11 protein-coding genes and 1 pseudogene are annotated in these 9,357 nt (G+C 68.1%); 6 read left to right on the top strand and 6 right to left on the bottom strand.

What is annotated here, in order from left to right:
- Positions 1 to 125 precede the first annotated feature (125 nt).
- From ABZU75_RS43310 to ABZU75_RS43300, 3 genes are all read right to left on the bottom strand, one after another.
- Positions 126 to 848 (bottom strand): hypothetical protein, encoded by a 723-nt coding sequence (locus ABZU75_RS43310; RefSeq protein ID WP_355568288.1) that lies wholly within the window; start codon positions 846 to 848, stop codon positions 126 to 128.
- Between the two features lie 321 nt (positions 849 to 1,169).
- On the bottom strand, positions 1,170 to 1,322 hold the full coding sequence (locus ABZU75_RS43305; RefSeq protein WP_355568285.1) for a hypothetical protein: 153 nt from the start codon (positions 1,320 to 1,322) through the stop codon (positions 1,170 to 1,172).
- 59 nt (positions 1,323 to 1,381) lie between these two features.
- Complete coding sequence (locus tag ABZU75_RS43300; RefSeq protein ID WP_355568282.1) at positions 1,382 to 2,062, bottom strand: hypothetical protein; 681 nt, start codon at positions 2,060 to 2,062, stop codon at positions 1,382 to 1,384.
- Positions 2,063 to 2,878: 816 nt separating this feature from the next.
- On the opposite strand from ABZU75_RS43300, the gene ABZU75_RS43295 reads away from it, so the two are divergent.
- From ABZU75_RS43295 to ABZU75_RS43275, 5 genes and pseudogenes are all read left to right on the top strand, one after another.
- Complete coding sequence (locus ABZU75_RS43295) at positions 2,879 to 3,469, top strand: recombinase family protein (RefSeq protein ID WP_355568279.1); 591 nt, start codon at positions 2,879 to 2,881, stop codon at positions 3,467 to 3,469.
- A gap of 10 nt (positions 3,470 to 3,479) precedes the next feature.
- Positions 3,480 to 3,689, top strand: a complete 210-nt coding sequence (locus ABZU75_RS43290) for a hypothetical protein (protein ID WP_355568275.1) — start codon at positions 3,480 to 3,482, stop codon at positions 3,687 to 3,689.
- Between the two features lie 482 nt (positions 3,690 to 4,171).
- Positions 4,172 to 4,900, top strand: a complete 729-nt coding sequence (locus tag ABZU75_RS43285) for a hypothetical protein (protein WP_355568273.1) — start codon at positions 4,172 to 4,174, stop codon at positions 4,898 to 4,900.
- 434 nt (positions 4,901 to 5,334) lie between these two features.
- Positions 5,335 to 5,511 carry a hypothetical protein gene (locus tag ABZU75_RS43280; protein WP_355568293.1) on the top strand — a complete coding sequence of 59 codons (177 nt, stop codon included), beginning with the start codon at positions 5,335 to 5,337 and terminating at the stop codon, positions 5,509 to 5,511.
- Positions 5,512 to 5,845: 334 nt separating this feature from the next.
- Positions 5,846 to 6,028: pseudogene (locus ABZU75_RS43275) on the top strand (hypothetical protein); the annotation flags it as partial.
- A gap of 75 nt (positions 6,029 to 6,103) precedes the next feature.
- On the opposite strand, the gene ABZU75_RS43270 reads toward ABZU75_RS43275, so the two are convergent.
- Together ABZU75_RS43270 and ABZU75_RS43265 are read right to left on the bottom strand one after the other, a co-directional pair.
- Positions 6,104 to 6,862: a helix-turn-helix domain-containing protein gene (locus ABZU75_RS43270; protein WP_355568270.1), complete on the bottom strand. Its 759-nt coding sequence runs from the start codon at positions 6,860 to 6,862 to the stop codon at positions 6,104 to 6,106.
- A 126-nt stretch (positions 6,863 to 6,988) separates the two neighbouring features.
- Positions 6,989 to 7,825 carry an alpha/beta hydrolase gene (locus tag ABZU75_RS43265; RefSeq protein WP_355568267.1) on the bottom strand — a complete coding sequence of 279 codons (837 nt, stop codon included), beginning with the start codon at positions 7,823 to 7,825 and terminating at the stop codon, positions 6,989 to 6,991.
- On the opposite strand from ABZU75_RS43265, the gene ABZU75_RS43260 reads away from it, so the two are divergent.
- Positions 7,796 to 8,092, top strand: a complete 297-nt coding sequence (locus ABZU75_RS43260) for a hypothetical protein (RefSeq protein WP_355568263.1) — start codon at positions 7,796 to 7,798, stop codon at positions 8,090 to 8,092. The genes ABZU75_RS43265 and ABZU75_RS43260 overlap by 30 nt on opposite strands.
- Before the next feature lie 707 nt (positions 8,093 to 8,799).
- Here the strand turns inward: ABZU75_RS43260 and ABZU75_RS43255 are convergent.
- A complete protein-coding gene (locus tag ABZU75_RS43255) occupies positions 8,800 to 9,267 on the bottom strand; it encodes an IS3 family transposase (protein WP_355568291.1) in 468 nt (155 codons plus the stop codon).
- Positions 9,268 to 9,357: the final 90 nt, after the last annotated feature.

Raw genomic sequence — 9,357 nt, 5'->3', positions numbered from 1 at the left:
AGCTGCCTCCAGCTTCACCTCACCGCTACGACGGCGAGGAGATGGTGGTCTTCCACCTCCATCCGGACAAATCAGCGCCTCGTGGCGCACTGCCCGTGGTGACACCGACCCGAGCGGGGCCCCTGCTAGCGCTGAGGTTTGCGGACTTTGAACCGGGCGATGGGCTTGGTGGTGGTGCGGGCGACCTCGGCGATGACCTGGCCGGCGCGGGTGATGCGGAAGGTGGCGTCGGCTGCTTCGACGGTCACGGTCGCTGCGGCGTGGCCGATGCCGACGCCGATGCGCTGTCCGGCGACGGCGATCCAGCCGCGGCTGCTGACCCGCCGCTGCACCTGGACGGGTTCGGTGGCCGGCTGGGGCGCGGGTCCGGCGGGGCGGGCATCGCGCAGGCGGGCCGTGGCCTCACCGGTGAGTGGATTGGGCAGGGCGCGCAGCAGCGTGCGCCCGTCGCTCAGGTGCAGTACGGCGCCCTCCAGGCGGACCGTCAGTCGGCGTCCGGCGAACGGGGAGCCGACCGGGTATTGCCGACCGCCGAGGGAGACCAGGCCGGAGGCGTTGACGGTCCGCTCCACCTCGACCGCCGCACCGGCACCGGGGTGGGCCGGTGTGGTGGTGGGCTGGATGCGGGTGCCGCCCTCGGCGATCAGCTGCCGCAGGTGCTGCGGGGTGAGCCGGGAGGGCACTTTCTTGATCCTGACCCCGGCGGCCAGCAGCTCGACGGTGCCGGCGTCGGCTCGCAGTGTGACTGTCAGGCCCGCGCGGTGGGTGCCGAGCCAGAACTGCTGCCTGCAGACGGTCAGGCTGCCCGAGGCGGGCACGATGCGGGTGAACTCAACGGCCAGATCCACCGGATCGATCTCGTTTCCTGGTATCACCGGTCCTGCTGCCTTGAGCGGCAGTGGCGTCATCACCGGCTCAACAGCCCCACCAGCGCGTCACCGCCGGCGACGAGCAGCAGCCGCCCCACCGGGCTGTCCACATAGGCGTGTCGGACGTCCATTCTGATCTCCTGCCTGCAACCGCTGCCTGTCCACAACGGAGACACGCGAGCGGCCTGAAACGTGAGACGCGTCCTGACGGTGACCGGCCGGGACGAGACGGCGAGGCAGTGGAGACTGTGGCCGGGCCAGACTCTCGAAGAACACAAAGACGCGACGCCTGCCCGGAGATCACGAAGCGTGCAAGGACTGCTTGGAGGGTGCGGCGTTCTGGGCGGCGCGGGCGCTGCGGGCGAGTTGGATCTGAGTGGCCAGGTCCCAGCCGTCAGCACGACCTCCAGTCCCGTCGTCGTCGCGGACGGCGATCGGCAACGGGACACCCATGCGCCGCCCGGCCAGCAGGTTGTCCAGCCGGGTGGCGTCCAGCAGGCCGTCCTGGCCGGCTACTCCTGCCCAGCGGACGGATGCAGGACCGGCGCGTACCCGGCCGCCAGCACCTGCACCGTCACAGCGGGGGTGAGCACTTCCACCTGAAGATCGGAAGCGATCGCCTGCGCCGCGCCGTACCCGGCCATCGACCAGGGCCGCCAGCGCCCCTGCCGCACCAGCCCGATCTCGCCGTCCAGGCGGACGAACGCGCCATCCGGCAGATCACCGGCCGCCGCCTGAAAGGTGCGCTGCCACCCCTCGGGCGCTCGCCGATCCGCCTGCAGCCTGCGATCCATCTCCGGCGCGCCGGGAAGGCCGCCTCCCAGCGCGGCAGCCCAGTCCCGCTGGAACCGCCGATAGTCCTCGGCGCGGCACAACCCGCACGGCCGGTGGCCGGCGGCCAAGGCCGTCGCCTCATCGAGGAAATACAACTCCGTCAGCCGGCCAGGTTGCCACTGAACCCGCCACCAGCCCTTGAACTCCAGCACACAGCAGACCCAGGCCCGCGTCGACGGCCTGCGGGTCGGCTGGCCGGTGGCACCGAGCAACGCACCCCGGTTCCCCCAGAACAACCCCCGCCCCGGATCGGCCACGATCTCGCCGTCGGGCCGCACCCGATTGCGCCGACCTGTACGGGCAGACGCACTCGTCCTGTGCTGGCTTGCCTGTTCGATCAAGCCTTCTTCTGCCGGCATGATGCGCTCCTCGCCCTATTGAGTGATCGGCGGGCGGAGTCGGCCGCCGATGTGCTGAAGATGCTGGCAGCGGGTGAGATGTGAGATCGGAGTCAAGGCGCCGTTCGGATCGCGATGCCCCCGAGTCCGGATCGGCGGCCGCGACGCCGCCCTCGGCGGTGACCGATCAGGTTCACAGGCCGAGGTCGTACCGGTCGGTGGTCGCAGGTCGAGGCGGCGTCTGCCGGGGACCGATCGAGCGCTGAGCCACGATGAAGGACTCTCAGGATCTCACCTGCTCGCCGATGAGCCAAGCCGCGTGGCGGGGGCTCGCTCTGATGCGCCTTTCCATCGGATGCCGATGCGGCTGGCCGGGGAACGGAGGAGTGACCGGACGCCGTTCCCACGTAAGAGCTCGGCGGCTCGGGGTGCTCCAAGGCCCCTCGCTCGGGTCCGCGTCATCAGCCCCAGAAGTACCTGTGCGTACGCCGATCTGCGCGGCTTGTCGGCCCTGTTCTGGAGCCACCTCAACCTGTACGGCCGGTTCGGCCTGGACATGACCCGCTTCATGATCATGGAGGGGGATCTCGGAAGGGGCCATGCCCCAGCATCCCACGCCATGCCCAGAAAAGGCCCACTTCCACGCCCATGAAAAGCCCATGACGAGTGTTCATCTAACGACCGTTTGACGAACGCGAGCGGGACGCCCCGCCGAACCAGAAGCTCGGCGTGCCGTGTCCGGTTCGGGCGTTCAGTTTCCCGTTCATCTTCGCCTGCCTCCTACTATTGTTCAGATACCTCGAACGAGCCGTTTGACGAACGAAAGCGTGGTTCGCGATGGCGCTCATCGGCCTGGTCAGGGTCAGCACCGACACGCAGAAGACCCAGCGGCAGCACGACGCCCTCGGCCCGATCTGTCTGAAGGTCATCCAGGAGAAGGACAGCGGCAAGCTCGCCACCGCCGACCGGCCCGACCTGCTCACCGCGCTGTCCTACATCCGCGAGGGCGACCTGCTGACCGTCCAGGAGGTCGACCGGCTCGGCCGCAACCTCCTGGAAGGGCTGATCGTCCTCAACGACCTGTTCCAGCAGGGCATCGGCGTCAAGGTGCTGGAGGGCATCGCCGCAGGCGAGCACACCGAACGCTCCTTCATCCTCGACCTGGCCCTGGCCCTGGCCGAAGACCGCCGCCGCGACATCGTCCGCAAGACCAAGAACGGCCTGGAGGCCGCCCGCAAGCAAGGCAAGGTCGGCGGCCGCCGCCCCGTCGTCGACGACGACAAGCGCGCCGCCATCCTCGACCGCCGCCGGCGCGGGGAGTCCATCCGCACCATCGCCGCCGGAGTGAAGGTCTCCATCGGCGTCGTCCACAAGACCCTCACGGCCGCCACCGAGGTCAATCCCGCCGACCAGACCCCCACCTCCTGAGGACAACGCCATGCCGCTGCCCAAGATCCCGCTCGACGGCCCGCGCGTGCCGGCCCTGGCCAAGGCCCGCCAGCAGCTCGCCCACGAGTGCACCCACCTCCAGACCTGGGACGAGCTGACCGACGAGGAGCACGCGAGCGCGCTGCCCGATGCCCGCAACGATCTGGAAGCGGCGATCAACGCCGGACTCATCCCCGCCGCTCTAGAACTCCTCGACTGACACAAGCTCCATGAAGCGCTCCGCGGCGATCCACATCCCCGACCACGATCAAGACCTACCTGGCGGCTGGGGACATGTTCGGGAGCGGAGGACCTACCCGAGTCGATCAAAACTACTTTGGGGCTGGGGACGGCTTCGGGAGTGGAGGGCCCGGTAGCGCGTCCGAGTTGTCGGACAGCAGCCACAGTGTCCGGCCGTACGCATCGACCGTGCTGGCCAACACTTCGAGACCGCGGTACTCACGCGGCAGCCGGGCGTACTGCTGCAGAGCCACCTCTTTCAATGTGTCACCTCAGAGACGAGAAGCAGTGAGTCGCGATGATCCCCGCGCAGCACACCTGCTCGGGGGTTGCAGAGTTCCCCTGACTGTTCTACTTCGGTTGATCCTTTACAGGCAGCCTCACGCCTCATCCCATTCACCCCGCGCCCGGACAGGGACCAGCGAAGCGAACCGATCGACCGGGAATCGACGTCTATGAACTGTGAAGCTTTCCACTTCGATCGGTCTCGGCCTCGCGGCGGCCGGGGCGTGCGTGGCGGCCGTGGTGTTCTCGGGAGCGATCAGCGAGTCATCGCCCGTACCGGCCACCTGCCCGCAACGCTGGGGCGGCAACGACATCGGTGGCTGGGTACCCGCCGCCGCCGACATCGACGGCGTGGAGGAGTCACTCGTCCCCGGCTCGCCGGTGAAGGCCCTCATCTGCGCCTATCCCGGGGACAACGCGCTGCTGGCCATCGCGGGCGCCGGGGATGCGGTGATGGTGGTGGCCGGGTTCGCGTTCGTCTACCTCGGCCTCGGCGCGATCGCCGCCCTCGGCACCGATATGGTCGTCGGCGCCGCACCGGCCTCGAAGTCCGGATCGGCCGCCGCGATGTCCGAGACCGTCCAGGAACTCGGCATCGCCGTCGGCGTGGCCGTCCTCGGCAGCCTCACCACCGCCCTCTACACCGCCCGCATGGCCACTTCTGCGGACGTCTCGCCCGAGATCGAGGGGCGTCTCACTGACAGCCTCTCCGGGGCGCTGTCGGTCGCCGATCAAGTGCCGGCCCAGGTGGTGCAGGAAGCGCAGCGGATGTTCACCAGCGGGGTGAACATCGCCTCCGCCGTGGCCGGTGTCGCGATCGTCGCAGCGGCCGTGCTCTGCCTGACGGCATTACGGCACGTGCGTCCGCTTGGGGAGAATCAGCACGACGGAACGGAGCAGCGGTGATGTGCTCGACTACCCTGGAACACACAGGAGGGGAGCATGAACGGCGAGAGCGAGCACATCGATGGGCGCAAGGCCCGGGGCAATAAGCGCCGCGCCGAGATCATCGACGCCACCCTCGCCATCGTCACGCGGGACGGTGCCGCGGGCGTCACCCACCGCACCGTCGCCAAACAGGCCGGCATCACCACCAGCCTGAGCACCTACTACTTCGCCACCCTCGACGACCTGCTCGTCGCGGCCCTGTCCAGCGTCGCCGGCACCTACACCACGCGCATCCGCCAGATCATTGACGGCCCCGGGGACAAGCTTCGTGGCCTGGCCGAGCTGATCGCCGAATCCGCCGGTCCCGGCCGTGAACGTGCCCTGGCCGAGCGCGAGCTGTCCACCCTGGCAGCTCGCCGCCCGGCACTGGCGCCCGTCGTTGGCGGGAGAACATCGCCGAGCTCGCAGCCACCCTCACCGACGACCCCGAGGCCATCGCCGCACTCGTCGCCGCCTCCGATGGTCTGTGCACCGCCATCCTCATCGACAACGCCCCCGCCGATACCGACTATGTCCGCCGAATCCTGACCCGAGCCATCCACGCGCACCGCGATGCGGTCGTCTCCTGAACAAGCTGATGGTGATCCGCAGCCAGACTGAAGCAAGACGAGCGGGACACCGTCACTGCCGCGAGAGCAATCGCTGCCTGGCAGGCACCGTTCCCCATCGGATAGTGGCACCGGCTGGAAGCCCAGGCCGCCACGGGAACGTCTCATCAGTCGGCCCGTCTCCCTCGTCGCGTCCGAGGCGAGCGGATCAGGCTGCCGATTGCGCCGTCTCGCACCGCTCGCAACACTGAGTTTCGTGATCTGCTGTCGTTGCTGCGCAATCTGCTCGGTGAGCTCATCGACCCACTCGCTCACAGCAGAGTGACTAGCCTCTATCACCACTCCATGTTGGCGATCCGGCCTGGGCGTCCACCGCTGGGTGGTCGAGCAGACGATCGCGCTGCTGCACTGGTTTCGCCGGCTCCGCATCCGCTGGGAGATCCGCGATGACATCCACGAGGCCTTCCTGACCCTCGCGCTGGCAATCATCTGCTGGCGACGCCTCACCCGCTGCCCGCATTTTGCCAGGACTTCTTAGTCGAGCATCGTGACCTGCGGGAACAGGCCCCCGGTCGTTACCATGGCGCGAGATGCCGGACTGATCCCGTGACGTTCAAGCCGGCCCTCCACGGTCGAAATCATTCCGCGGACGAACTGCCCTGACCGGCCACGCAACGTCGTCAATCGCGAGCCACGGCGCGACGGCTACGGCCGTGGGCGTAAGCCCGGCGAACGCCTTGACCTCGCGGTGGAGGTGGGGCTGGTCGACGTAGCCGCTCTCGGCGGCAACGCCGGCGGCGGCGTGACCCGCCGCGAGAAGGTGGGCGGCGTGGTCGAACCGCACCAGTCGGGCGGCGCGTTTGGGTGTGATGCCCAGCTGGGACCGGAAGCGGGACCACAGGCGCTTGCGGCTCCAGCCGACCTCGTCCGCCAGGCCGTCGACCCGCACCCGCCCCCGGCTGGTGAGCGTCCGCCGCCAGGTGTAGACGACTTCCGGATCGACGGGTGGGCGGGCGCCCAGCCGTCGGCCGAGGATTTCCACCGCGATCGTGAACCGTTCGTCCCACGACGCGGCGGCGCGCAGCCTGTCCTCGGCTCTCCCGGCGTCGCGGCCCCAGACATCTTCGAGGGATACCACCGTCCCGCTGAGCTCGGTCGCTGCGCCGAACACCGCAGCTGCCGCGGCCGGCTCCAGCCGGATCTGGAGGCACTCACCGACCCCCCGGCCAGTTGCTCGAAGATCGCCGGGGAGGAGCCCGATGACGACACTGCCGCGTTCGTGCCGGCCATGGGTGTCGTAGACGAGGCCTTCTCCCTCGCTCAGGTCGATGATCAGGGTGACGGATGGGTGCGCGACCATGGCGATGTCCACGAGTGCGAGGGCACGTTGGCGGAACCCGGCCATGCTGATCCCCGGCAGCCGACCTGACCGGCGCGGGACTGCGATGTCCACCCACGCCCAGTCGGGTGGCGTCCCGGTCGACAGCACGTGACCATTCTAGGCCTTAGGGGTCACCGGCGGACTGTCAGCGGCCGTTGCCGTGAAGCCCAGCAGCAGTTCGCTGGTCGTCTCGGGCGCTTCGAACATGGGTATGTGCCCGACGCCGGGCAGCAGCTCGACCCGCGCGTTCGGCACCGCGTCGTACTGGTGCGCCGACGACGGCTCCCAGCGGCGGTCGGCAGTACCGAAGATCACCAGCATTGGGACTTCGAGGGCGGCGAGACGTTCGGACACGCTCCGCTGGGCGATGTACGCGGTGTTGCGGCGCAGCACCGTCCTGAACGTGCGGTACGTGGTGCCCCGTACATCGGCGACCAAGTCGTCTGGGATATCCACGGGGCGAGCGCACGTCGCGCTTATCCCCCTGCGGATCATCGCGTCCGAACGCCTCGACCACAGGAGCGGGCCGAGAGGCGGGGCCAACAGGACCCGAAGAAGCAACGGCTGCGGAAGGAGCGCATCGGGACTCGGGCCGGCGCTGATCAGCGCGAGCGACCTCACCAGGTCGGGGCGCTGTTCGGCAAGCGCGGTGGCGATGTAACCGCCGCTGGAGTGCCCGACCGTGGTGACGCGACGAAGGCCGAGGTCGTCGAGCACCGCCGCCACCCGGCCCGCCTGCACGGGCACGTCGTATGACAGCGCGGGCGGGGACTGGCCGCAGCCCGGGAGGTCGACCCGGATGACGTGATGGTGGCCGGCGAGTGCCGGGACCACCGGGCTCCAGGAAGCGCCCGAGAACCCCGATCCGTGTATGAGCAACAGCGGCGGCGCCTCCCGCGGGCCGTCGTGGACCACGCGCATCCCATGCGACTGCTCAAGGTTGTACTCACTCATGCAGAAGACGATGCATGGGCTGCCGACTATCAGTCTTGGACAAATGTCGTCGGGCTCACACGCGACATGTACGAAGCACACGTCGCACTACGCCGCTTCGGCCTGATCAAGGGCGTCGACAATGAGTCCCGTAGGCTCGCCGGCCGAAACGAGTATCATCGCAAACAGGGTCTTGTCGAACCGTTCCGTTTCGCCCTGGAAGACAGAGCACTCGACGACTCCGCGACGGAAATGATTGACCTCGCGCTGCGGTATACCCTCAGGTAGCTACTACGCGAAGCGCTACGGACGAGCGCCGCCGCCGAGCGAGCGCGCCATCGCCAGGATCATTGTGTTAAGAGTTCTTCGCTTTTAACCCGGTAGCGGATGGTTCTCGACGCGGGACGACCACCGCGCGATGCTCCGAGTACGACCAAGTGCCCGGAGGTGCGTGCCCTCGCCCTGCCGGCCGCACCGGCGCAGCTGCTCGTGCGCATCCGTTCCGACCGCTGCCTTTCGCGCGAAGGTCGGCACTCCCGCCAGTGCACCACAACCCTATGGGCACTCCCAGGGCCGCCCGCGCGGCACTACCCGTGGCCCTGCTCCCCGCCGTCCGGCCATCAAAACGACCAACCAGGCGGCCTGACACTCGTCATCAGGTTAAAAGCGAAGCTTAGGCGCCCTGTTCAAAGCATTCCTTGCCGACCACCCGGAGCGCCACCGTCAGAGGAACAGCGAACCTCTCATGAATGAGATCAGGGAAGCGTTCCTTGCCCACCAGGTCTTGATCTTGCCGAAGGAGCTTCCCACCTACGATCAGGCTCGCCCTGTGTATCCAGTCGGCGGAAACTCTCCGTTGGCCCAGGTCGTGACCATGTTGGAGGTTGATCCAAACGCGGCCATGGCTAACGTGTCGGCAAGCCTTCGCTTCGAGGGCCCTCAGTAGGGCTGAGGGGCCACGGTGATTCCGGACAGCCGCCTTATGGGTGTGTAGCCTATGCGGCTGCTTGGGACGAAAGGGACTCGTTGAGCACTTCCAGCGGCGGCCGGTAGCCGAGCGCCGAGTGCAGACGCTGCCGGTTGTAGAACCCTTCGATGTAGCGGATGACCTGCCGTTTCGCCTTGGCTCGGGTGGCGAAGACAAAGCGGTGGAGCCATTCGTTCTTGATCGCGCTGAAGAACGACTCGGCCATCGCGTTGTCGTAGCAGACCCCGGTGCGTCCGACCGAGCGGCGGATGCGCTGGTTGGCCAGGAAGCGGCCGAACTCATCTGAGGTGTAGTTCGAGCCGCGGTCGGAGTGGAAGACGGCGCCCGGCTGGAGCAGGCCGGTGCCGGCCGCCATCCGGATCGCGTCCTTGATGAGTTCGGTGCGGTAGTGGTCGGCCATCGCCCAGCCGAGGACCGCCTTGCTGTGGCAGTCGATGACAGTTGCCAAGTAGAGAAAGCCTTCCCAGGTGGGGATGTAGACACCTCACGTGGGTGAGGTGTCAAGCGGCGGCTGATTCAATCTTTTCCTTAGGGGTGGGCCAGGCGGTGGCTTCGTCGTAGAGCA

Source organism: Streptosporangium sp. NPDC005286, from assembly GCF_040607515.1.
Classification (GTDB): domain Bacteria; phylum Actinomycetota; class Actinomycetes; order Streptosporangiales; family Streptosporangiaceae; genus Streptosporangium.
Note: the sequence above shows the minus strand (reverse complement) of the source record. Positions and strands in the feature narration are given on the sequence as shown.

Bases quoted from the DNA above. Each gene is read 5' to 3' on its own strand.
- ABZU75_RS43260 (WP_355568263.1), top strand. From the start codon at position 7,796: ATGCGACTGCTCAAGGTTGTACTCACTCATGCAGAAGACGATGCATGG.
- ABZU75_RS43290 (WP_355568275.1), top strand. From the start codon at position 3,480: ATGCCGCTGCCCAAGATCCCGCTCGACGGCCCGCGCGTGCCGGCCCTG.
- ABZU75_RS43305 (WP_355568285.1), bottom strand. From the start codon at position 1,322: ATGGGTGTCCCGTTGCCGATCGCCGTCCGCGACGACGACGGGACTGGA.
- ABZU75_RS43300 (WP_355568282.1), bottom strand. From the start codon at position 2,062: ATGCCGGCAGAAGAAGGCTTGATCGAACAGGCAAGCCAGCACAGGACG.
- ABZU75_RS43265 (WP_355568267.1), bottom strand. From the start codon at position 7,825: ATGAGTGAGTACAACCTTGAGCAGTCGCATGGGATGCGCGTGGTCCAC.
- ABZU75_RS43295 (WP_355568279.1), top strand. From the start codon at position 2,879: ATGGCGCTCATCGGCCTGGTCAGGGTCAGCACCGACACGCAGAAGACC.